This window comes from Legionella steelei, assembly GCF_001468005.1.
In the GTDB taxonomy this organism is placed as follows: Bacteria; Pseudomonadota; Gammaproteobacteria; order Legionellales; family Legionellaceae; genus Legionella; species Legionella steelei.
Window position 1 is genome coordinate 1 of record NZ_LNYY01000009.1, and the last position, 22,486, is coordinate 22,486.

Genomic DNA, 22,486 nt, shown 5'->3' on the forward strand with positions numbered 1-22,486 from the left:
TTCTCAACTCATGTGTCAAGGATGTCCCCGAACAGTGTCAGGGATGTCCCCGGCTATACAACAGCCCAGCCTACGATGGGAATTTTTTCAAATTTTAATGTTTTTGCTCAGGTACCTGTACATCAGGAATTTTTGCTTCATCAAACTGTGGCTCAGGTTTTTTTGAACGATGATCTTCTGCGATGTATGTATACAACGTGGGTACTACAAACAAAGTGAACCCTGTTCCAATCAATAAGCCTGTGGCAATAACTAGCCCTATATCAAAGCGGCTCACTGCCCCCGCACCACTGGCAATGAGTAAGGGGAGTACACCAAATACCATTGCAGCGGTTGTCATGAGAATCGGTCTTAATCGAATTCCAGCTGACTCTTCTACTGCAGCGCGTTTATCGAGATTTTTTTCACGTTGCAAATGATTGGCGAAATCAACGATCAAAATTCCATGCTTGGAGATTAAGCCAATAAGAGTAATCAAACCGACTTGGGTGTAAATATTGATGCTTGCTAGTCCTAAATTCAGAGGAATTAATGCGCCGCAGATGGACATGGGCACACTAATTAAAACAATTAAAGGATCACGGAAACTTTCATATTGAGCAGAAAGTACCAAAAAGATAATAATGATTGCAAAGACGAATGCAAATAACAAAGCGTTTCCTTCTTGCATAAACTGCCTTGATTCACCACCATAGTCGTATGCGAAGCCTTTAGGTAATGTATCGTTCGCCGCATCTTGTAAAAACTGCAGACCTTCTCCAAGCGTTTTTCCAGGCATCATTACTGCTTGAATGGTTGCTGAATTCATTTGTTGAAAATGCGAGGCTGCATTAGGTGCAGTTTTTTCCACAGCAGTAACTACAGTTGAAAGAGGAACCATGGTCCCGTTGATGGTTTTCACATAGATTTGTCCTAATTGTTCAGGCGCCATACGAAATGAACGGCTTAATTGCGGAATAACTTGGTAACTACGACCTTCAAGGTTAAAGTAATTGACATAATTACCGGATAAAGCGCTGGTTAAGCTGCTTCCTACCGCTTGCATATCTAACCCCATTTCGGAGGCTTTAGAACGATTAATATCCAATATAATTTGTGGTTTATTAAATTTGAGTGAATTATCTACATAAATAAATAGACCACTCTTACGGGCTTTATCGGTAAGCTTATTGGAAACGTCTAATAGACTCTGAAAGTCATTTGTCGTTTTGATAACGAATTGTACAGGGGTACCGCCTCCGCCGCCTGGCAACGGAGGAGGAACAATTGCAAAGGCATTTAAACCTGCAATTTGTGATAATTTATCTTGCAGTGGTTGTTTTAAAGCAAACTGACTTTTACTGCGTTGATTCCATGGTTTCAATACCATTCCTGAGATGGTTTGGCTGCTGTTGTTTACAGTAAAATAATTTTCTGTTTCAGGAAAACTTTTATAAATTTCATCAAATGGTTTGGTGAAAGACTCAATATAATTCAGTGTTGCAAATTGCGGGATCATGGCCATGACGAAAAAGAAACCCTGATCCTCATCAGGCGCTGTTTCTGCTGAAGTATGTAGGTAAAGATAAGGTAGCATCAGGATAACAACTGCCGAAAAAAACAACATAATGACTCGAGTATTCAACAGGCTATGCAAGGCTTTTTGATATTTCAATTTAAGTTTATTGAAAAAAGTATCGAGAAAATGAACAAACTTGCCACTACTAATCTCTTTAGATAATACCTTTGAGCACATCATAGGAGATAATGTTAATGCAATGATCCCAGAAATGATTACTGCACTGGCTAGCGTAAAAGCAAACTCCTTGAATAATGCTCCTGTCAGTCCGCCCATAAATCCAATAGGTGCGTATACCGCAGCGAGAGTAATGGTCATTGCAATGACTGGTGTGGCTATTTCACGAGCACCAATTAATGCGGCATCAAACGGAGTTTTTCCTTCCTCAATGTGTCGATGGACGTTTTCGACAACCACAATGGCGTCATCGACTACTAAACCAATAGCCAAGACAAAAGCCAGTAAGGTCAGCAGATTAATGCTATATCCTAACGTCAGCATTAGGGTGCATACACCAACTAAGGAGAGAGGGATGGTGACAATTGGAATAAGCACCGAGCGCATGGAGCCTAAAAATAAGAAAATAACGACAATAACAATGAGGCCTGCTTCAATAATAGTATGAGTTACTTCATCTAGAGACGCTCTAATGAAAGCTGTTGCATCGTAAACTATTGTTCCCGTTAAGGATGGTGGAAATTCCTTAATTATTGAAGGAAGTATTTTTCTTACATCACTGATTACTGTGAGTGGGTTGGCCGTGGGGGTTGGGGTAATGGAGAGGAACACCGCCTTTCTTCCATTAAATGTAACAGAAGTATCATAGTCTTGTGAGCCTAATTCAATTTTACCAACATCGCGTAAACGAACTATTGACCCTTTATCACTTTTAACAATCAAATTACTAAATTGTGTCGCATCGTTAAGGTCTGTTTTTGCGGTGATGCTGATGGCGACGTATTCACCTTTAGTATTGCCTGCTGCAGTTAGGAAATTATTTTTAGCAAGTACAACCGATACATCCGAGGGAGATACACCTAATGCTGCCATTTTTATTGGGTCGAGGAAAATTCGCATCGAATAGGTTGCACCACCTAAAATGTCCGCTTTAGCCACACCATCTACTGTTTGCAGTTGCGGTTGCACAACACGGGTTGCGTAATCGGTAATTTGTTGCGGTGTCATTTCTGTACTGTCCAAACTGATGTACATCAATGCAGTTGAGCTATCGGATGCTTTTAATATAACTGGTTGTTGGGATTCTTTGGGTAGTTGATTTAGGGTTTGTTGTACTTTACTCATCACATCAGTAAAGGCTACTTGTGGGTCAAAGTTTAGTTTAATGTTTAGAGTAATCGTGCTTAAACCTTGTGTACTTGAAGAGGTCATATAATCAATCCCCTCCGCACTGGCGACCGCTTTTTCTAGAGGTGAGGTAATGAATCCGGCGATAAGATCAGCATCTGCTCCTGGATAACCTGTCATAATGGTAATTACTGTATTATCCATACGCGGGTATTGACGAATTTGCATTTTATAGATGGAGTTAATACCAAAAAGAAAAATGAGCAAACTTATTACCATGGCAAGTACGGGCCGTTTGATAAAAAGATCGGTAAATTTCATAACTTTTCCTGATTAAAAATGTAACTTGAGTGCGTTGTAGCCTGGGTGGAGGCATAGCCGTAACCCAGGGTATCTATAGTAGAAAGCTCCGGGGTTACGTTGTGCTGCACCCAGGCTACGATTCAACTTGGTTTTTTATTGTCCTAAGATATCCGGATTACTGACTTCATTTAGTTTGACCTCATTATTGATTACAACAGGCGTACCATTTTGTAATTTTATTTCTCCAGCACTCACAACTAATTGTCCTGCTTTAACACCTTTTTTGATGACTGTATAATTTCCATGCTGCTCACCCGTGCTGACAAAGACACGTTTAACAGTAAGCAAATCAGAACCGTCTGGATTTTTCTTACCCTCAGCATTTTTCTCAATAATGTATACCGCATTACCGTATAAGCTATAGGAAATCGCAGTGGAAGGAACAATAACTGTATTGGGTACAGGAGGTTGGCTGATTTCAATTGAAGCAAACATTCCTGGTACAAACGTAAAGCTGCGAACTTTATTTTTACCATTTAAGTCGGTATCGCAGGTGATAATTCGCTTATTTCCCATAGGCTCTTTTCGTATTTTCACTAAGGGTGAGTTTTCGGGATCCTTAATGGCTGATGTAGGACAATTAGCGAGAGTACCCTGAACCAACATATTGTGGGTATTGAGATCTACCTTGGAGTTAATTGCAGTGACTTTGGCCTCAAAAAGCGCATTAGGGAATCCTTCAACGGAAAATGTAATGGTTTGATCAGGGCGAATCCGTTTATAAAGTTGTTCCGGAAGATAAAACTCCAAATACAATGGATCTAATGACTGTAATGAAACAATTGTTGTTTGCCCTGGGCTAATAAATTGTCCCAAGTTAATTTGTCTTATACCTAATTTTCCGGCAAAAGGTGCAGTAATATGCTTTTGATTGATTTGTGCTTGCGTTTGCTCTAGTTTTGCTTGGGCTTGTCCAAGATTTGCTTTAGCTTCATCAACATTTGAAATAGGGGAGGCCCCTCGTTTAAATAAATCATTTTGACGTTGATAACTTAGGGTCTTTAACGTTAATTCGGCCTGATTAAACTTTAATATCGCTTGATCCACGCTGTCATCGATGGTAATTAACGGGGCATCTTTATCAACATATTGTCCTGACTCAAAATCAATTTTTACGACATTGCCAGATGCTTGGGCACTTACATCGACTCCATTTAGGGCAACGAAATTACCTACTGCATTTATAGTTGGTTGCCAATCTACGGCTTGAGCAACAGTAGAAGCAACAGAAACGGCGGGTGGTTGATAGCTTGCAAAGAAGCGCTTAATCAAGATGGATTTGATCAAGTTAAAGGCAATGATCCCACCAAAAACAATTAGTAAGGCTATTGCCATGATGGTCATTCTCTTTTTCATTATGCTCCCCTGAATACTACAAAAAAAAGGTAATTTTTAAAGTCCGCCAAATATAACATGAAAGATGAATATTATTACCCTTATTGTGCTTATAAGCTTCATTTTTATTTATTTCATGGTTATAAAAATATCCTATTGACTAAATACAACACTTTGTTACTATGCAGACTTTCAATAAAGTCAAAGGAGAAACCATGAAGTTGAAGTCCTTGTTATTTGCTCTTTGTTTTTGCTTAATTGGCCAAACTTTTGCTGCAAATGCTCATTTGCATCCAAAAGCTACTGAAGCTGATAAAAAGCCTGCTGGTAAATCAATGATGTTTCCAGGTTATTGTGAAATAGAAATCATCAACAACAGTATTGACAACGTTCGCGTATACGGTTCTTTTGATGATTCTACTCCATTAGAGCCTTTTACAATATTTTATTATGATGCACCTCATTACATTAGCTTGTACTACTATGGTTACTGTCATTCTGGTATGAACCTTATGATCCAAGGTCCTTACGGAACTATTTATTCTGGTTGGACTAATGTAAATAGCACTGTTCGCATTGTTAATTACCTGAATAAAGGTATTAAGAGTGAGAAAGTTGAAGTTACTGCAAAGAAATAAGTAATTTATAAAAAATAAGCGATAGTTTATTTGTTGATAGGGAAGTTGCATGTAATGCACCTTCCCTTTTTTTATGTTTCAGGAGTAGTTCATGAAGCGTTTAATCCCTTGTCTTATATTAGTTCCTTTTCTAACTTCATGTGATATTAGCGATCCCGAATATTATGATGCTGGTTATTATCATTCTGTTCCGCCACGAGCTGAAATTTATGGTTACGATGAGCGTCCCCATGATTATCGTCATCATTCTCGTCATCATCGCGGTCACAATGAAACGTATGTAGTTCCAAATCAACCTAAGACGCATGAGCATGGACATGGTCATCAGGAGCGCGGCCATAAAAAACATCATGAGCAAGCGGTTGTGACTGATAAAAATAAAAACAAAACGCACAAACATGATAAGGTCCGTATGATAAAGAAAAAAATTGGATGGTGAATCCAGTAAACAGTCTATAGGTTCATATTCACAATTCGTAACCAGTTAAATTTTGTGGTAATCTTATGGCGTTTTTTCTTTAGGGAGTTTTTGGATGTGTAACTCACTGAAAATGTTGTTTGTGGGACTTTTATCTATACTTATCATAGCATGTGTTGCTTCTCCTGGTACTGAGAGTACTGGGGAGTTTTTGGACAGTTCGACCACCACTACTAAGGTAAAAGCAACATTAGTGAATCAATTAGGGCGCACAGGTTTAGCAGTACAAGTTAAGACCTTTAAAGATGAAGTGCAACTCAGTGGTTTTGTTGCTACTCCTCGATTGAAGCAAAGAGCAGAGATCATCGCTGCGAACGTAGATGGTGTTAGAAAAGTGCGTAATGACATCATCGTTAGACCTTAACCATTTTCCCGAGGATTACTCATGTTTGACCAAAGCGATACCATAGAAAACTTTGATGATGAATTATTTCAAGCTATTGTTGATGAACAACGTCGACAAGAAGAGCATATCGAACTTATTGCATCGGAAAATTATGTGAGTCCTCGTGTTTTGCAGGCTCAAGGCTCTGTATTAACGAATAAATATGCAGAAGGATATCCTGGAAAGCGCTACTATGGTGGATGTGAGTATGTTGATGTTGCTGAAGAATTAGCAATCGCTCGTGCAAAAAAACTGTTCTCTGCTGATTATGTTAATGTGCAACCTCATTCTGGTTCTCAAGCTAATGCGGCGGTAATGATGGCTCTATTAGCCCCTGGAGATGTCGTTTTAGGTATGGCATTACCCCATGGAGGTCATTTAACTCATGGTTCTAAAGTTAATTTTTCGGGTAAGCTTTATCAAGCAGTCCCTTATGGTGTCGATGTAGAAACTGGTTTAATTGATTATGATGTTTTGGAGCAGCTGGCCCTTGAACATAAGCCTAAATTGATTATTGCCGGATTTTCTGCCTATTCACGTGTTCTTGATTGGCCACGATTCAGAGCAATCGCAGATAAAGTAGGCGCTTACTTGATGGCGGATGTTGCTCATGTTGCTGGTTTAATTGCTGTTGGTCTTTATCCTTCCCCGGTACCTTATGCTGATGTAGTGACCACCACTACTCATAAGACACTCAGAGGACCGAGAGGGGGAATGATTTTATGTCGTGCTAATGAAGAAGTAGAAAAAAAATTGAATTCTTCTGTTTTCCCTGGCAGCCAAGGTGGACCATTAATGCATGTCATTGCAGCGAAAGCTGTTTCTTTTGCTGAAGCGTTGTTACCCGAATTTAAAGACTATCAACAACAAGTATTATTGAATGCTAAGACCATGGCCTCTGTGCTTATGAGTCGTGGTTATAAAATTGTTTCTGGTGGCACGGATAACCACTTATTATTGGTGGACTTAATTGATAAAAACATCACAGGTAAAGATGCGGATGCCGCTTTAGATAAAGCAAATATTACAGTGAATAAAAATACGGTACCTAATGATCCTCGTTCTCCTTTTGTGACCAGCGGCTTACGTTTAGGAACTCCGGCAGTTACCACCAGAGGATTTAAAGAAAAAGAAATTACGCTTCTATCTAATTGGATAGCTGATATTCTTGATGATATTAACAATGAAACGACCATCGCAAAAGTTAAAGAGCAAGTATTGCTGTTGTGTCGTGAGTTTCCGGTTTATAAATAATTATGTTTTGCCCGTTTTGTCATGCAGAGGAAACAAAAGTAGTCGACTCACGCCTAGTTGCTGATGGTGCTCAGGTGCGTAGAAGGCGCGAATGCCTTATATGCCATGAACGTTTTACTACTTTTGAGACAGCCGAATTAATCATGCCGTTAGTTGTTAAGCGTGACAGCCGACGTGAAGCATTTAACATTGATAATTTACGGTCAGGCATGTTACGTGCCTTGGAAAAGAGGCCGGTGAGTGTTGATGCATTAGAGGCATCGGTTATTGCAATTACCCAAGAAATTCGCCGTCGAGGAGAGCGAGAAATCGATTCGCAGATCATTGGTGAATTGGTGATGAAGGAATTATATAGTTTGGATCATGTTGCTTATGTGCGGTTTGCATCGGTATATAAACGTTTTAAAGATGTCAGCGATTTTAGGCAAACAATCGATCAAATGAATAAAGATTAGTGTTTAATTTAGATTAGTATGTGCAAGGTGTAAGAGAGTGGGCACACACATTCACGTAAAGTTTGCGTGTCTGTGCCTGGTTTGTTACGCTTTGTCAGATTTTTTTTCCCCTTTTCAGGCGAAAAGGGGCTTTATAGATGTTACGAAGAGTTCATGAGGTTAAGGTGGAAAAGCAGTCGATAAGCGGTAAAAGAAAAGCCAGAAAATTAGCACTTCAGGCTCTTTATCAATGGTTAATGTCTGGAAGTGAATTACATGAAATCGAAGCACAATTTCGAGTCATTAATAATATGGATAAAGTTGATGTAGATTATTTTTGCCGTATTTTACACGGTGTTCCAGCCCATGTTGAAAACTTAGAAGCGAGTATTACTCCTTTTCTTGATAGAGAAATCGCTGGACTCAACCCAATTGAATTGACTGTATTACGTATTGGTGCTTTTGAATTATTCCATTGCCCTGAAATTCCTTATAAAGTTGTTCTTGATGAATCAATCTCCTTGACTAAAGAATTTGGTTCTCAGGATGGATACCGTTATGTCAATGGTGTATTAAATAATTTGGCACAACAGGTACGTTCAATTGAAATCAATTCATAACTATGGATGAGTTTTCACTTGTTGAGAATTTTTTCAAACCACTTGATCTAAAGCGTGATGATGTACTGTTAGGAATTGGTGATGACGCCGCGTGTGTACGTATTCCTCAAGGAATGAACATGTTGGTAAGTACAGATACTTTAGTTTCTGATGTTCATTTTCTTCCGCAGTGGGATGCGTATGACATTGCGTGTAGAGCAGTTATGGTAAATGTAAGTGACATGGCTGCCATGGCAGCAGAGCCTCGTTGGCTCACACTGGCTTTGACTTTACCTAAACTCGATGAACAATGGCTTACTTCGTTTGCTCGTGGACTAAAAGATTCGTTAAGTCGATATAATTTGACTTTAATTGGTGGTGATACAACACAAGGTCCTTTATCAATCACGCTAACTATTTTGGGTACTGCTCCAGACGGACACGCAGTATTGCGTAGTGGCGCAAGAGCTGGAGATATCATTGTCCTTTCAGGTAAGTTGGGTGCTGCAGCTTTGGCCGTTAAATTTCTCGAAAATCCTGATCTTCCTCCCCACGAACATGCAGAGTTAATGAATAAATTGCTCCATCCCAAGCCGCGTATTGATTTAATTGGTTTTTTGCGAAATTATGCCACTGCAGCAATCGATATTTCGGATGGACTTAGTGCTGACTTAAATCATATTTGTGTTGCAAGTGGCGTTGGGGCTTGCCTCAATGAAGACGCAATTCCTATACATGCTTTGGTAAATCAATATTGGGCTGATGCTGTTGACTTAGCTTTGACTGGCGGCGATGATTATGAGTTATGTTTTACTGTTGCGGAATATCGATTCGCCTCATTGATGAACGAGTTTAAAAAAGCTAATTTACTTTGTTATCCTATTGGCGTAATTGAGGAGACCCCTGGGTTAAGAATAAAAGATGCGAACAATCAATATCATAAGCTAACACCTGCTGGGTACTCACATTTTTGATTGCAGTCTATCAGCAAAACAAAATTTAAGGACTTGACCAGGATAGTTAAATTGTCAATAGACCCTATTGTAAGTTAGAACATTTTGATCCAACCTTTACGATTAGCTAAGCATAGAGAAAGAATAAAATGAAACAAATAAATTTAGCAAAAAGTGTTTTCCAGGATCCTATTTACTTTATCGCCTTTGGTTTTGGCACGGGTTTAATGCCTACGGCACCTGGAACATGGGGAACATTGGCAGCAATACCTCTTTATTTACTATTGGTCGGCACCCATTGGGGCGTATATCTTTTTTTTACACTCATCGCATTTATATTGGGTGTCTGGGTTTGTGATAAGGTGACTCAAGACTTAGGGGTGCATGATTATAAAGGAATTGTTTGGGATGAAGTTGTAGGGTATTTATTGACTATGTTTATGGCACCTCAAGGGGTGTCCTGGATGATTTGTGGTTTTATTTTGTTCCGAATTTTTGATATTTGGAAACCTCAGCCCATTGATTACATCGATCAAAAGGTACGAGGTGGTTTTGGAATTATGTTGGATGATGTGTTAGCTGCGGTGCCCGCTTGGTTATTGATGCAACTATTAGCATGGAGTCTTACTTAATGAATGAGAATCATAAAGAACTCATTAGTATGGGTTTGACTATTGGAATTGTAGCGCTTAGTTTATTTATTATTCATCGTTTTATCCCGTCACTGATATGGGCTTCTATCATTGTTATTGCAACTTATCCTTTGTATAAAAAATGGCGTCGTTTTTTTGGCAATAAAGAGAATCTCTCTTCCTTGCTGTTTACTACTTTAATTGGATTGCTGTTTATCCTTCCCTTAAGCTGGATACTAAGCCTTTTGATTAAAGAATCGCAAATATTTGTTAATTTTTTGCAATCCTTAAACCAACAAGGGGGGGCTGCTCCCGGTTTTTTAAAGGAATTCCCTTTAGTGGGAAATGATTTGGTAACTTATTGGGATAATCATCTTGGAAAGCCAGGAATGATAAAGGGGATTTTATCGAATGTTCATTTATCATTAACCCCAACGAGCTATTACGTAAAACAAATTGGCTCTAGTTTGGCACATCGAAGCGTTCAATTGGGCTTTACACTTTTAAGTCTATTTTTCTTTTATCGTGATGGGGATCGATTATTAGCACAGATTTACCAGGTAGGGGAGTATTGTTTGGGTAAAAGATGGTTTCGTTATGCCGACCGACTTCCTCGAGCATTGAGAGCCACAGTGAATGGAACTATTGTTGTAGGTCTTGGTGTGGGTATTTTAATGGGGATTTGTTATGGCTTAGTTGGTTTTCCAGCACCTACTTTAGTTGGATTTATCACTGCGCTTGCGGCAATGATCCCATTTGTTGTTCCCATCGTTTTTATTACCGTTGCGATTATTCTGTTGTCATTAGGCAGTATGGTTAGCGCAATCATTGTTTTGGTTTGGGGAACTATAGTCATGTTTGTTGCGGATCATTTTATCAAGCCCGCACTGATTGGTGGTGCGATCGAGTTGCCCTTTTTAGCTGTGTTATTTGGAATTCTCGGTGGCGTGGAAACTATAGGATTGCTTGGTTTATTTGTTGGGCCTTTAGTTATGGTCCTCTTTATGACTTTATGGCAAGAGCCGCAAGTTCTGGCTACTTCCAAAATAGGTCATTCATAAGAGTCCAACCTCTCAAATTACAGTCATTCTGGGGAGTTTACGATGAGGGATCTTCCTGATACCGGAGATCCCTCCTGTCGTTAGGGACGATGTATCGTTACAACCATTACTTATAATTGCAGCGATCGAAGCGATAAACAACACCTACATCACCTAAGTGAGCCTGGAATTTACGTCCAAAATCGTCTGATCCGCTTGTTGCCAAATAACGATAAGAAGCGTTCAATGCCCAGTTTTCTTCAAAGTTGAAGGTCAGTCCAGCCGTTCCTTGATAAGCAAAAGAATTGGCTTTTGCATTAAATGAAATTCCGTCAAATGGACCAGTACTGTTTAAAGTAATTTTGGTCGTTGCAGCGCCTATACCTACCCCCAAAAATGGTGAAATGGTTGGTAGAATGGCATCAGAGAAATCGTAATAGAGATTTATCATGCCTACATTAGATCGAGCTTCTCCAGATATTCCAGATTGTAGGACATCATCAAACTTGAACCTTCTAGTTTTAGCCTGAATATAAGTATATTCCAGTTCATAACGTATTGGATTACTTTGATAACCTAAACGAACCCCTGCGTTAAAACCATTGTGGTATGAAGCATCGGTGAGCTCTATGAGATCTCCAAGGAAGTGTATCGATACATTATTTGGTAAATAAGCATAACCACCAAATACACTGCCATACCACCCATTAACTGGAGTTGCAGCTGCAGCAATACTACTTGCTAATAAAGAAGCAGAGAAAAATGCAAATTTCATAACATCCCTTTGTAGTTATTATTTTTTTTGTGGAATCATGTTAACGTGTTACTTTAAATTTGCAAGTATTGGAAATGCATATTTTTGGAAAAGGGAAGTGTTAATGCAATTTTGTTGATAATAAAGTTGTTTTTTTGCTTAAAGGTGTTCCATTCGTCCTCACGAAGTACTCCTGGATAGTAGCATTATCAAACATGGTATTGATGTAAATTTGCATAGATCAATTTTTGTGGCAGGATCTAGAACAGGGACTATACTTCCAATTGGCATCTTATATTCTAGAGATGCATTTCAATAAAATAATGCCGTAAATAATGTATTCCGTGATTAAAAACACCGCAGCCCATATTGTGCTCACGCACTGCTTTTCAAGCTGAAATGAATCCAATTTTTATCTTAGGAAGATGAAAATCCAGCCTCTTATCTAACGGAAAGGATGATGTTTAGATGGTGATAATTATTAGTATTTCGTGTGGTGTAGAAAATTAACATGACTACATTTGACGAGCAATTTAGCATAATAATTTTCTACTTGTATAAATTTAATATTAATGCAATGATAAATTTTGCATTATGAAAAGGAGTTTCAATAAATGCCAAAGAATAAAAAAAAACCATTGGAAGTATCTAAAGAATTTGTTGAGCAAGTACTCGCTATCATTGCAAATGAGACAGAGGAAGGACGCAAAAAAATAGTTGCTATTGCTCGCAGAGCTGAAGAGAAATATGAACAGCCAGTCAAATCATGGATAACAGGTTGGGTTTATCAATACACCAGAACTCGCGGTGAAAAAGTAGAGCAATCCATTAATGTAATGGAAAACTTTCCTGATGCTTATACGCGCTTACAAGAATTTAAATTGATGATCAGCGAAGGCAAGTGGGAAGTTGGCTCCTATAATTATTACCTCTTTCTTGAATTAATCGATGCTGTTCCTGATTACCAAACTTTGCCAGACGTTCTTATTCAGCCATTTGTTATAGAGCTTAAAGAACAAGTAATGATGCAGATTAATGATTTTATGGCTCATTATAAAACTGTATTAGCAGAGATAAAGGCTCGAGAAATAGAGCGTGAAGCGGCACGCGAAAGTGCACGCCTATTAGCTGAAACGGTCGCAGTACTTAATAATTTGGACGCGGCGAAAGATTATCAATCCAATAAACAGGACAAAATTACTTTCTCACTAAATTATGAAAATGAACAATGGCATCTTTCTTGGGTTGATACGACGGGTGAAGTTTATCCGCTTATAGCGGGCGATGAGTTGGTGCAAAAACTAGCAACGTTAGAAGATAAAGACATAGAAAAATTAAGTCAAGTACGGTTAAGAGGAATTAAGAGGGAGTGCCTCAAAGCAAGAGAACAATATATTGCTAAGGTGCAAGTACATATTAATCCAAAAGATACTAATGCTGAGCAGGGCAATGACTATCTTAGTGAGCTGATCGAAAAGGGCACTACCTCAGCTTTTGTTTTACAGCATAAAGAAAAAGTGGCAAGTCTTTGTTGGATAAATACCAGGGGCATTTCCCAGGAGATTTCTTTGGCCAATTCTCCCAAACTATCTTCTTGGTTGGCTACTCATGAGGGGCCATTTAACGAAGCAGATACCCTGCAATTGAAAGCTTATTTGTTGCAAGTGAATATCACCCAATCAAAAATTGCTTCCGCAAAAATAGATAAAATGAATGCTATGTTTGCTAAAGTATTACAAAAGAAGGATGAGGTAGCTAAAGAAGAGACTCATAAAGATAAGGCACCGCAACCTAAAATAAACCTGAAGCAATTTGCCTTTCTTGAGCAGCATATGAAAGATCAAATTGAAAAAGTGGTCTCTAAGAAATCATCTACAGAAGTGGTTTCTAAGCCCGCACCAAAACTAGAACAGGGTGTAGACACTACCTCTCCGAAACTAACTACGGAAGAAGCAGTCTCTGAACTGCCAGCAAAGCTAGAGGCAAGTAGGTATACAGCGCTTTCACAGCTATCTACCTTTTGGCAACAACGTAAAAGAGTAGTGGAAGGCACAGTGGACAATGAAATAAAAAATTCGAGCCATCCTTAATCTTTGTTTAGGCCGGGTCTAGCGAAAGCAAGTGTAGGCTGGGCTGTTAAGCCCAGCATTTGCTGAATTAATTTTTATGCTCCAAAACGTCTATTCACGAAATCCATCACTATAAACCCAATTAACAAATACTTATCCATTGTTCTTAGAGAAAGAAATATATTGGCGTTGTTATATGCTGGGCTTAGCAGCCCAGCCTACGGTTATTTGTCTAACACATACCGGGATGACAGAGATGCTCTGGATGATAGCATCTTACAGATCAAAAGCCATTTGTGATTGGATAACGCCAGTCTTTACCAAAGGCAATAGGGCTTATTTTTATTCCTGGTGGAGATTGGCGACGTTTGTATTCATTGCGTTTGATTAATTGAATTACTTTAGTGACTGTCTCTTGCGCAAAACCTTGCTGAATTATCTCTTCAGGACTTAAGCACTTCTCCATATAGGCAACAATGATCGCATCCAATATTGCATAATCAGGTAAACTGTCCTGATCGGTTTGATCTGCCCGTAACTCAGCGGATGGGGCACGCGTAAGAACGCGTTCAGGAATAATTTCAGAAAGGCTATTGCGGTAGCGTGCTAGGGCATAAACCTGGGTTTTAAGCACATCTTTTAATACCGAAAATCCTCCTGCCATGTCGCCATATAAGGTGGCGTAACCAACGGCGGATTCACTTTTATTGGAGGTTGTAAGTACCATTTTGCCTGTTTTATTAGACAATGCCATAATCAACAAACCACGAATTCGTGCTTGAATGTTTTCTTCTGTAGTATCTGGGGTTAATCCTTTGAAAACTGGCTCGAGAGTCGTTATCAGAGTATTAAACGCGGGTTCAATTGAGAGAATGGCGTGCGATACATTTAATTTTTCTATTTGCCTTAAAGCGTCTTCATTGCTCATTTGTGCTGTATATCGTGAAGGCATAAGTACAGCATGCACTCGCTCTGCTCCTAATGCATCGACTGCCACAGTCAAAGTTAATGCCGAATCTACTCCTCCTGAGAGTCCAACTAAAACTCCAGGGAAGTGGTTTTTGTTGACGTAATCTCGAGTGCCGCAAACTAATGCTTGATAGATTAATGGTTCAAAATCAAGAAGAGGGGTGACTTCTCCCTTAACTTGATTTGCTTGGATCTCAACAGTGCGCAAATCCTCTTTAAATGCAGGAGCGCGTGCGCAAATTGTACCATGTGAATCAATTGCGAGTGATTGGCCATCGAATAAGAGCTCGTCTTGACCGCCAATTTGATTCACATAGATTATCGAAATTCCGCGTTTTGCATAAGCTTTTAAGAGGGTCTCTCTTTTCTGGTATTTGCTGTAATCAAATGGAGACGCATTTAAAACGAGGAGTATAGAAATCCCATTTTCAATTAAATCTTCAGCAGGACCTGGATGCCATAAATCTTCACAAATAATTACCCCTATTTTACTGTGATTTATCTCAATGATGCATGGATTTTTTTTCCCTGGAGTAAAGTAGCGTGCTTCATCAAAAATGTCATAGTTTGGTAAATTTTGCTTGTGATATTCTGCTATCTTTTGTCCTTGATAAAAAATACTCGCGCTATTATACAATCGTTGTTTCTCTCGGCTTGGATGTCCTACAAGAACGTAGCAATCTTTTGTTGCATCTTGAATTTGTTTTAAATGCTCAGTAATTGCTTGTTCAAACTCCTTGCGATAGAGCAAGTCTTCGGGGGGGTAACCCGTTAATGCCAGTTCAGGAAAGAGTATGATATGGTGATTTGCTTGCTCGCTTTCTATCACGTCAATAATTTTATCCCTGTTGGAGGCCAAAGCCCCTACAGTAGGATTAATTTGTGCCATAAGTACAGTAAGCTTATTCTGCATGATATATACTCTATTAAAGAACCCCAAGATGCGACAAACAGGATTTGTTGATAATTCTACTATCTTAGCTAAGATGATGAGATTTTAGCGCGTTTCATGTATGCATTGCTTCGATGCGCTAAAATCTCATCATTTTGTCTTAATCTAGAGAATTGTCAACAGACCCTAATACAAAAAATAAATCCTTAATTTAAAGATAAAATTGTTAATTAATTTAAAAATTGTCTAAAATAAACCCTTTGTCCGATAAAAAGCACATTTATGTTAAATGAAGCACTCTCAAAAATGCCAGAGGTCTTTGAGGCCAAAATATTATTGCGTGGCCAAGAATATTTTCAGAATGGACATGTGCTCAATATTCGTTTTAGTGATGGTTTACTAAAAGGTCGAGTAAAAGGCAGCTCAAGTCAGATTTATGATGTACATATGGATTTGAAGGTTTGGCCAAAAAAACTGGCGCACTGCACTTGTAATTATCAATATAATTGCAAGCATGCTGCTGCGTGCTTGTTCGCTTTACGTGATCGAGAAAAGGAAAACCTACCGTCGGTATTTGTCAATAAATTAGATAAAAGACTCGATAGCTGGTTGAAAAATTTACGAGCGCAAGAAGCAGCGGTAGTAAAGGCTCCGGAAAGCACCCACCATTTAGTCTATCTCGTAGAGTTAAGGCTTGCTGGACATGAGCATCGAGTCGCGATTAAGTTGGCTTTAGCCAAGTTATTAAAACGGGGTGGTTATGGAAAAATGATCACTTTTAATAGTCTTTCCGATTCTAAAAAACAGCATTTTGTGGGTGATGATAATGATTTGGTCGCCTTGCTGTTGTTTAAATGTGGTGTTTCTGGCTGGTTTGATACTTTAGTCATACGGAATAGCGAATTATTAGAACGAATCATTGCAACTGGCAGGGCTTTTTTTATACAGAATCAGCACGAGCCAATCCACTTAGGTGAGCCCATCCAAGGAACTTGTGAATGGAAGCTATCTCTGAACGGCAGTCAAAATTTATTATTAATGCATCAAAGTGAGGTTCTTGAACCTTTGCTATTGGATGATAGTTGGTATTTTAATCATTTAGAAAGCAAAATGGGGCATTTAATTACTGCATATCCAATAAAACAGCTGGGCTATCTCTTGGAGGCGCCTCCAATACCCATGGAACAAGCCGAGTTATTAGCAAATAAAATGGCTAAAACATGCCCTGAATTTCCTGTGCCGCAAGTTTTTGCACAACGAGAAATTCGCAATGTGATGCCAGTCCCTGTGATCGTTCTCGATGCGATTAGCGAATTTGATGAAGATGCTTCTTGGCTGTATGACGCTGAAGAAGAACTACATGTTTTATTTATTGCGCGCATTGTTTTTGATTATGAGGGTTTAATGATTGCGGGTTCTGAGGCGTGTGAAACCGTTGTTTGCCAACAGGATGGGGTTTTAGTTGAATACATGCGTCATAAGGATTTTGAGAAATCAAAATGGGATGAAGTGCAGGAAATCCTGGAGCTAAGAGTACCAAGGGCTTGGGAAAATGAACAATGGGAAAAAGTAAAGCGAGCTGATTTCGTTCTGCAAAATATTAATGTCTTGGCGGATTTAGAATATCTTTATAGTCAATTAATACCTGAGTTAGAAAGTCGAGGTTGGCGGGTTGAGCGTATCAGCTCTTTATATCAAGAAGTGATTAGCGCCGATGAAGTAGAGTGGTATTCGAATCTATCTGAAAGTACAACAGACTTTTTTTCCTATCAATTGGGGATTTTAGTTGAAGGTAAACCTGTCAGTGTCGTTCCTTTGGTAGCAGATTTAATTCAACGTTATCACGGTAATGACTTAGATGCTCTTCCCGATACACAATTAGTCAAGTTACCCTTGCATGATGGGCGTGCACTGCAGTTAGAAATGGGGCGAATTAAGCCATTAGTTCGATTGCTGCTACAGTTTGGCATACGCCATGTTGACGAAAATCAACAGGTGCAAATGAACAAATATCAAGTGATTTTGATGCGTGAAGCGGAATTGGCTATTGCAGCTACCAAAACCCGTTGGCAAGGGGCTGAAACTTTAAGAGAACAAATAAGAACACTTTCACAATTAACCCTTATTCCTGAAATAGAGCTGCCACTAGGTTTACATGCTCAGCTAAGGGATTATCAACGTTATGGGTTGAATTGGCTGCAATTTTTGAGAGTGAGCCATTTTAGCGGTATTCTCGCTGATGATATGGGGCTAGGTAAAACGGTGCAGACTTTAGCTCATTTACAGTATGAAAAGGAACAAGGGCGTATTAAAACTGCAAGCTTAATTGTTGCGCCGACCAGTCTTGTGGGGAATTGGCAGGCAGAAGCAAAACGCTTTACCCCTCAATTGAAAGTCTTAATTTATCATGGTTCTGAACGTCATCAGGATAATTTTGATGACTATGACATTGTGGTGTCTACTTATGGATTGATTCATCGCGATAAAGACAAATTTATTACCTATCCTTTCTATTATTTGATTTTAGATGAAGCACAGTTTATTAAAAACGCGCGCACCAAAACCACACAAATTATTCAACAATTGCATGCAACTCATCGTTTATGCTTGACAGGCACACCTTTGGAAAATCACTTAGGGGAGTTATGGTCTCTATTTCATTTTTTGATGCCAGGATTATTAGGTGATGCAAAACAATTTAGACTATGGTTCAGAACCCCCATTGAAAAATACGCAGATTTGAACAGAAGGGAAGTACTCATAAAAAGGATTCAGCCTTTTATATTAAGAAGAACAAAAAATCAGGTGGTTCGTGAATTACCACCCAAAACGGAAATGACTCGGACTATAGAAATTATTGGTCCACAACGTGACTTGTACGAAGCGATTCGCATGAGTATGGAGAAAAAAGTTCGTGATGCTATTGCAAAACAAGGATTGGGTAAAAGTCATATTCTTCTTCTGGATGCACTGCTGAAATTACGCCAAGTGTGTTGTGATCCCAGACTTTTGTCTTTGTCTGAAGCATCAATTGCACATGGGACCTCAGCAAAGCTCGAAGCGTTAATGGATTTATTGGACAATTTAGTGGGTGAAGGTAGGAGAGTATTGGTTTTCTCACAATTTACTTCTATGCTGCAATTAATTGAAGAAGAATTGCGTGCGCGAAACTATGATTATTTAAAGTTAACAGGCCAAACAGTGCATCGACAAGCCATGGTAGAAAAATTTCAGGAAGGAAACACCCCTGTTTTTCTCATTAGCTTGAAGGCGGGTGGTACTGGACTTAACTTAACACGTGCTGACACTGTAATTCATTATGATCCTTGGTGGAATCCAGCTGTTGAAGATCAAGCAACTGATCGAAGTCATCGAATAGGTCAGGAAAACCCTGTTTTTGTCTATAAGCTCATTACCTCAGGTACGGTAGAGGAAGCCATTTTAGGAATGCAAGATAAAAAGAGACAATTAGTTGAAGGGGTTTTATCGGCAGATCCCGCTAAAGCACTGACTTTAAGTGAAGAAGATATAGAACAATTTTTTATGCCATTGACAATATCGTAGCTTGAGTATAGCGCAGCGGAACTAGGGAGTGTATTGGCAAAGTTCCCGGGTTTCAGGCTACAACCCTAGATAATTCATTTTTTAAAATTTATTGCATTAAAACTGGCATAGTTATCAATCATGGCATAAGCTATTAAATGATTGTAAACATGGAGAAAATTATGAACTTATGGAAGCTCGCTTGTGGTTTTTTTATTGCTGTTTGCTATTTACCTACAGCACTAGCCGCATCTCAAGCACCGGTAGGTAGATGGGTCACAATTGATGATAAAACAGGTAAAAAGAGAGCAGTTGTCACCATTAGTGAATCTGGCGGACAACTAAGTGCGGTCATTGATAAGGTCTATCCACAACCTGGTGATACTGGGATTTGTGAGAAATGCCCTGGGGGTTTTAAAGGTAAAAAAATCCAAGGATTGCAATTTATGTGGGGATTAAAGAGTGAAGGTGAGAATGAATGGAGCGGTGGCTCTATTTTAGATCCTAAGTCAGGTAAAATCTATCGCGCAAAAGTCACAGTCCAAGGAAATAAACTCTTAGTCAGAGGATATGTGGGGATTTCTTTATTAGGTCGTACTCAAGTTTGGCAAAAACAATAATTCATCAATACATCCCGAACTGCTTTGTTCGGGATGATATTGTTTAAATATCACACAATTTCCTGTTCCAAATTGTCAATCTAATGACATCTTTTCAAAAGCACATTACAATATCCAGTTCCAAATTGTCACTGTGCTATTACTATGTATGATCTGCAAAACCCCAAAAAGACGGTTGATCCATTAAAACGCCCACCTCATTCAGTGGAGGCGGAGCAGTCCATTATCGGTGGATTAATGTTGGACAATCAGGTTTGGGACAAAGTCAGTAATAAATTATGTGAAGCAGATTTTTACCGCACCGAGCATCGAATTCTATTCCGCTCTATTGCTAATTTAGTAAAAAAAGATCAGCCTTTTGATGTAGTGACTTTGCTTGATGCATTAAAGTCGCATAATGAATTAGATGATGCGGGTGGTGAGGCCTATTTATTTGAACTGGCTAATAATACTCCTAGTGTTGCTAACGTGTCGGCTTATGCTGATATCGTTCGTGAAAAATCAGTTCAGAGACAACTGATTCATGTAGCTACTGAAATTGCGGATTCAGCATATAACCCCGCAGGCAGACAAGTTCCAGAGCTACTTGATATGGCCGAAACCAAAGTTTTTGCTATAGGTGAACAAACTGGTGGGGATGGTGGTCCTGAAAATATAAAATCAATTTTGGTGCGTGCAGTCGAAAAAATTGATGCGCTCTATCATAATGGCGATGCACTTACTGGGCTTGCTACAGGCTTATCCGACTTGGATGAAATGACTTCCGGGTTGCAGCCTTCCGATCTGATTATTGTTGCAGGCCGTCCTTCCATGGGTAAAACCACCTTAGTGATGAACATGGCAGAGCATGGCGCAATTAAGTCTGGAAAACCCGTTCTTGTTTTTTCTATGGAAATGCCGGCAGATTCTTTGGCAATGAGGATGATGTCTTCTTTAGGGCGTATTGATCAGCATAAGATTAGAACTGGTAAACTGGATGATGATGATTGGCCTCGTGTTACCTCTGCAGTACATATGCTTTCCGAAGCGCCTTTATTTATAGATGATACTCCAGCTTTAAGCCCAGGTGAAATGCGTGCACGTGCGCGAAGATTGGCAAAAGATCAGGGTACTAACTTGGGTCTCATCGTGGTGGATTATTTGCAGTTAATGAAAGTACCTGGATTTTCTGCGGATAATAGAACGGCAGAGATATCTGAAATTTCACGCAGTCTTAAGTCGCTTGCGAAAGAGTTGCAAGTACCCGTTATTGCCTTATCTCAGTTGAACCGGAGTTTGGAGCAACGGGCAGATAAACGACCAGTCATGTCTGACTTACGTGAATCGGGCGCGATTGAGCAAGACGCCGACTTAATTTGTTTTATTTATAGGGATGAAGTTTATAACGAAGATAGTCCCGACAAAGGTACGGCAGAAATTATAGTTGCCAAGCAAAGAAATGGCCCTATTGGTAAAGTGCGTGTTGCCTTCATAGGTAAATACACGCGTTTTGAAGATTTAGCTTATAATGGTTATCAAGGGGTAGACTAAGGTGTCCAGACCTACCAGATTGGTGATAGAGCCAAATGCTTTACACCATAATTTAGCACAAATAAGACGTTTTGCTCCTGGCAAAAAAATAATTGCTATGGTCAAGGCAAATGCCTATGGCTGTGGTGTGCATGTCGTAGCACCAATATTGGAAGGACATGTAGACGCTTTTGGTGTGGCTTGTATTGAAGAAGCGCTAGTTCTTCGTAAAATAGGGATTCGCACTCATTGTATTCTTTTTCAGGGTGTATTTAGTCCTGATGAATTTAAGGTGGTTGCACAGCATCAATTTGGTTGTGTCATCCATCAACCTCATCAAGTTCAGTGGCTTTTAAATACTCCGCTTGATACGCCTCTTAAACTATGGGTTAAAGCGAATACGGGTATGCATCGTTTGGGTTTTAAAACCCATGAACTGCCAGGGGTGATGGATGCATTGAAAACCTGCCCGTGGGTGGACAATGATATTGGTTTGATGACACATCTAGCATGTGCCGATGAGCCAGATCGCATAGAAAATGTTCAACAAATGGCTTTGTTTGATAGTATTTCTGTTGCAGGATTTAGTCAACGCAGTATTGCTAATTCAGCCGCTATTATTGCTTTTCCCCAAACTCATGCTGATGTGGTCAGACCTGGGATTATGCTTTATGGTGTATCTCCTTTTGCCAATCAGACTGCATTTGATTTGGGCTTGCTTCCTGTAATGCGTTTTGTTTCTGCAATTAGTGCAGTTCATTATAACCCACCATTGGCTCAAGTTGGGTATAGTGGTATTTGGAAAAGTGAAAAACCGTCAATCATTGGTATTGTTGCTGCAGGTTATGGTGATGGTTATCCACGGCATATTGCTGAAAATACACCGGTTTGGGTTCAGGGTAAAGAGGTTCCTATTGTAGGACGTGTCTCAATGGATATGCTGGCTGTGGATTTAACCAATCATCCAGAGGTTAAGCCTGGAGCACCCGTTGAGCTTTGGGGTACGCATGTTTTAGTTGAGCGAATCGCACAAGCAGCAGGGACCTCGGGCTATGAGTTATTATGTCAGATTTCCGAGCGAGTACGCCACGATTAAGTAACCATGCCTTAGTATCTATCGCTACGATGGGGATGAACGGGGTATGGATAATAACTG

General features: G+C 39.4%; 18 protein-coding genes. 14 read left to right on the top strand and 4 right to left on the bottom strand.

The annotated features are described in order from the left end of the window. Positions 1–94 precede the first annotated feature (94 nt). Both Lste_RS02765 and Lste_RS02770 read right to left on the bottom strand, forming a co-directional pair. Positions 95–3,184 (bottom strand): efflux RND transporter permease subunit, encoded by a 3,090-nt coding sequence (locus Lste_RS02765; RefSeq protein WP_058509571.1) that lies wholly within the window; start codon positions 3,182–3,184, stop codon positions 95–97. 135 nt (positions 3,185–3,319) lie between these two features. Then, entirely contained in the window at positions 3,320–4,582 is a 1,263-nt protein-coding gene (locus Lste_RS02770) for an efflux RND transporter periplasmic adaptor subunit (protein ID WP_058509572.1), read from the bottom strand. Between the two features lie 194 nt (positions 4,583–4,776). Between Lste_RS02770 and Lste_RS02775 the strand changes: the two genes are divergently transcribed. The 9 genes from Lste_RS02775 (at position 4,777) to Lste_RS02815 (ending at position 10,995) form a co-directional block, all read left to right on the top strand. Further along, on the top strand, positions 4,777–5,199 hold the full coding sequence (locus Lste_RS02775; protein WP_058509573.1) for a hypothetical protein: 423 nt from the start codon (positions 4,777–4,779) through the stop codon (positions 5,197–5,199). Positions 5,200–5,290: 91 nt separating this feature from the next. Next, a complete protein-coding gene (locus Lste_RS02780) occupies positions 5,291–5,638 on the top strand; it encodes a hypothetical protein (protein ID WP_058509574.1) in 348 nt (115 codons plus the stop codon). A gap of 94 nt (positions 5,639–5,732) precedes the next feature. Continuing rightward, positions 5,733–6,041 (top strand): BON domain-containing protein, encoded by a 309-nt coding sequence (locus Lste_RS02785; protein ID WP_058509575.1) that lies wholly within the window; start codon positions 5,733–5,735, stop codon positions 6,039–6,041. Positions 6,042–6,062: 21 nt separating this feature from the next. Then, positions 6,063–7,316, top strand: a complete 1,254-nt coding sequence (gene glyA, locus Lste_RS02790) for a serine hydroxymethyltransferase (protein ID WP_058509576.1) — start codon at positions 6,063–6,065, stop codon at positions 7,314–7,316. A 2-nt stretch (positions 7,317–7,318) separates the two neighbouring features. Next, the gene (gene nrdR / locus Lste_RS02795) at positions 7,319–7,771 is read left to right on the top strand and encodes a transcriptional regulator NrdR (protein WP_058509577.1); all 453 of its coding nucleotides are present in this window, start codon (positions 7,319–7,321) and stop codon (positions 7,769–7,771) included. Between the two features lie 164 nt (positions 7,772–7,935). Continuing rightward, the gene (gene nusB / locus Lste_RS02800) at positions 7,936–8,370 is read left to right on the top strand and encodes a transcription antitermination factor NusB (RefSeq protein ID WP_058509626.1); all 435 of its coding nucleotides are present in this window, start codon (positions 7,936–7,938) and stop codon (positions 8,368–8,370) included. 2 nt (positions 8,371–8,372) lie between these two features. Beyond that, positions 8,373–9,323: a thiamine-phosphate kinase gene (thiL, locus tag Lste_RS02805; protein ID WP_058509578.1), complete on the top strand. Its 951-nt coding sequence runs from the start codon at positions 8,373–8,375 to the stop codon at positions 9,321–9,323. A gap of 128 nt (positions 9,324–9,451) precedes the next feature. After that, positions 9,452–9,934, top strand: coding sequence for a phosphatidylglycerophosphatase A family protein (locus Lste_RS02810; RefSeq protein WP_058509579.1), 483 nt, complete (start codon positions 9,452–9,454; stop codon positions 9,932–9,934). Further along, positions 9,934–10,995, top strand: a complete 1,062-nt coding sequence (locus Lste_RS02815) for an AI-2E family transporter (protein WP_058509580.1) — start codon at positions 9,934–9,936, stop codon at positions 10,993–10,995. Before Lste_RS02810 ends, Lste_RS02815 begins: the two co-directional genes overlap by 1 nt. 106 nt (positions 10,996–11,101) lie before the next feature. Here Lste_RS02815 and Lste_RS02820 read toward each other — a convergent pair whose 3' ends face one another. After that, positions 11,102–11,749 (bottom strand): outer membrane protein, encoded by a 648-nt coding sequence (locus tag Lste_RS02820; protein WP_058509581.1) that lies wholly within the window; start codon positions 11,747–11,749, stop codon positions 11,102–11,104. Positions 11,750–12,342: 593 nt separating this feature from the next. On the opposite strand from Lste_RS02820, the gene Lste_RS02825 reads away from it, so the two are divergent. Continuing rightward, positions 12,343–13,818, top strand: coding sequence for a hypothetical protein (locus tag Lste_RS02825; RefSeq protein ID WP_058509582.1), 1,476 nt, complete (start codon positions 12,343–12,345; stop codon positions 13,816–13,818). Between the two features lie 262 nt (positions 13,819–14,080). Here Lste_RS02825 and Lste_RS02830 read toward each other — a convergent pair whose 3' ends face one another. Further along, positions 14,081–15,679 (bottom strand): NAD+ synthase, encoded by a 1,599-nt coding sequence (locus Lste_RS02830; RefSeq protein ID WP_058509583.1) that lies wholly within the window; start codon positions 15,677–15,679, stop codon positions 14,081–14,083. A 261-nt stretch (positions 15,680–15,940) separates the two neighbouring features. On the opposite strand from Lste_RS02830, the gene Lste_RS02835 reads away from it, so the two are divergent. The 4 genes from Lste_RS02835 (at position 15,941) to alr (ending at position 22,426) form a co-directional block, all read left to right on the top strand. Next, positions 15,941–19,222: a DEAD/DEAH box helicase gene (locus Lste_RS02835; RefSeq protein WP_058509584.1), complete on the top strand. Its 3,282-nt coding sequence runs from the start codon at positions 15,941–15,943 to the stop codon at positions 19,220–19,222. A gap of 161 nt (positions 19,223–19,383) precedes the next feature. After that, positions 19,384–19,821 (top strand): DUF2147 domain-containing protein, encoded by a 438-nt coding sequence (locus Lste_RS02840; protein ID WP_058509585.1) that lies wholly within the window; start codon positions 19,384–19,386, stop codon positions 19,819–19,821. A 144-nt stretch (positions 19,822–19,965) separates the two neighbouring features. Next, the gene (dnaB, locus tag Lste_RS02845; RefSeq protein ID WP_058509586.1) at positions 19,966–21,351 is read left to right on the top strand and encodes a replicative DNA helicase; all 1,386 of its coding nucleotides are present in this window, start codon (positions 19,966–19,968) and stop codon (positions 21,349–21,351) included. A 1-nt stretch (position 21,352) separates the two neighbouring features. Then, positions 21,353–22,426 carry an alanine racemase gene (gene alr, locus Lste_RS02850; protein ID WP_058509587.1) on the top strand — a complete coding sequence of 358 codons (1,074 nt, stop codon included), beginning with the start codon at positions 21,353–21,355 and terminating at the stop codon, positions 22,424–22,426. The last annotated feature ends 60 nt before the right edge of the window (positions 22,427–22,486 follow it).

Coding starts and splice junctions, on each gene's coding strand:
- Lste_RS02765 (WP_058509571.1), bottom strand. CDS start 3,184: ATGAAATTTACCGATCTTTTTATCAAACGGCCCGTACTTGCCATGGTA.
- Lste_RS02770 (WP_058509572.1), bottom strand. CDS start 4,582: ATGAAAAAGAGAATGACCATCATGGCAATAGCCTTACTAATTGTTTTT.
- Lste_RS02775 (WP_058509573.1), top strand. CDS start 4,777: ATGAAGTTGAAGTCCTTGTTATTTGCTCTTTGTTTTTGCTTAATTGGC.
- Lste_RS02780 (WP_058509574.1), top strand. CDS start 5,291: ATGAAGCGTTTAATCCCTTGTCTTATATTAGTTCCTTTTCTAACTTCA.
- Lste_RS02785 (WP_058509575.1), top strand. CDS start 5,733: ATGTGTAACTCACTGAAAATGTTGTTTGTGGGACTTTTATCTATACTT.
- glyA (WP_058509576.1), top strand. CDS start 6,063: ATGTTTGACCAAAGCGATACCATAGAAAACTTTGATGATGAATTATTT.
- nrdR (WP_058509577.1), top strand. CDS start 7,319: ATGTTTTGCCCGTTTTGTCATGCAGAGGAAACAAAAGTAGTCGACTCA.
- thiL (WP_058509578.1), top strand. CDS start 8,373: ATGGATGAGTTTTCACTTGTTGAGAATTTTTTCAAACCACTTGATCTA.
- Lste_RS02810 (WP_058509579.1), top strand. CDS start 9,452: ATGAAACAAATAAATTTAGCAAAAAGTGTTTTCCAGGATCCTATTTAC.
- Lste_RS02815 (WP_058509580.1), top strand. CDS start 9,934: ATGAATGAGAATCATAAAGAACTCATTAGTATGGGTTTGACTATTGGA.
- Lste_RS02820 (WP_058509581.1), bottom strand. CDS start 11,749: ATGAAATTTGCATTTTTCTCTGCTTCTTTATTAGCAAGTAGTATTGCT.
- Lste_RS02825 (WP_058509582.1), top strand. CDS start 12,343: ATGCCAAAGAATAAAAAAAAACCATTGGAAGTATCTAAAGAATTTGTT.
- Lste_RS02830 (WP_058509583.1), bottom strand. CDS start 15,679: ATGCAGAATAAGCTTACTGTACTTATGGCACAAATTAATCCTACTGTA.
- Lste_RS02835 (WP_058509584.1), top strand. CDS start 15,941: ATGTTAAATGAAGCACTCTCAAAAATGCCAGAGGTCTTTGAGGCCAAA.
- Lste_RS02840 (WP_058509585.1), top strand. CDS start 19,384: ATGAACTTATGGAAGCTCGCTTGTGGTTTTTTTATTGCTGTTTGCTAT.
- dnaB (WP_058509586.1), top strand. CDS start 19,966: ATGTATGATCTGCAAAACCCCAAAAAGACGGTTGATCCATTAAAACGC.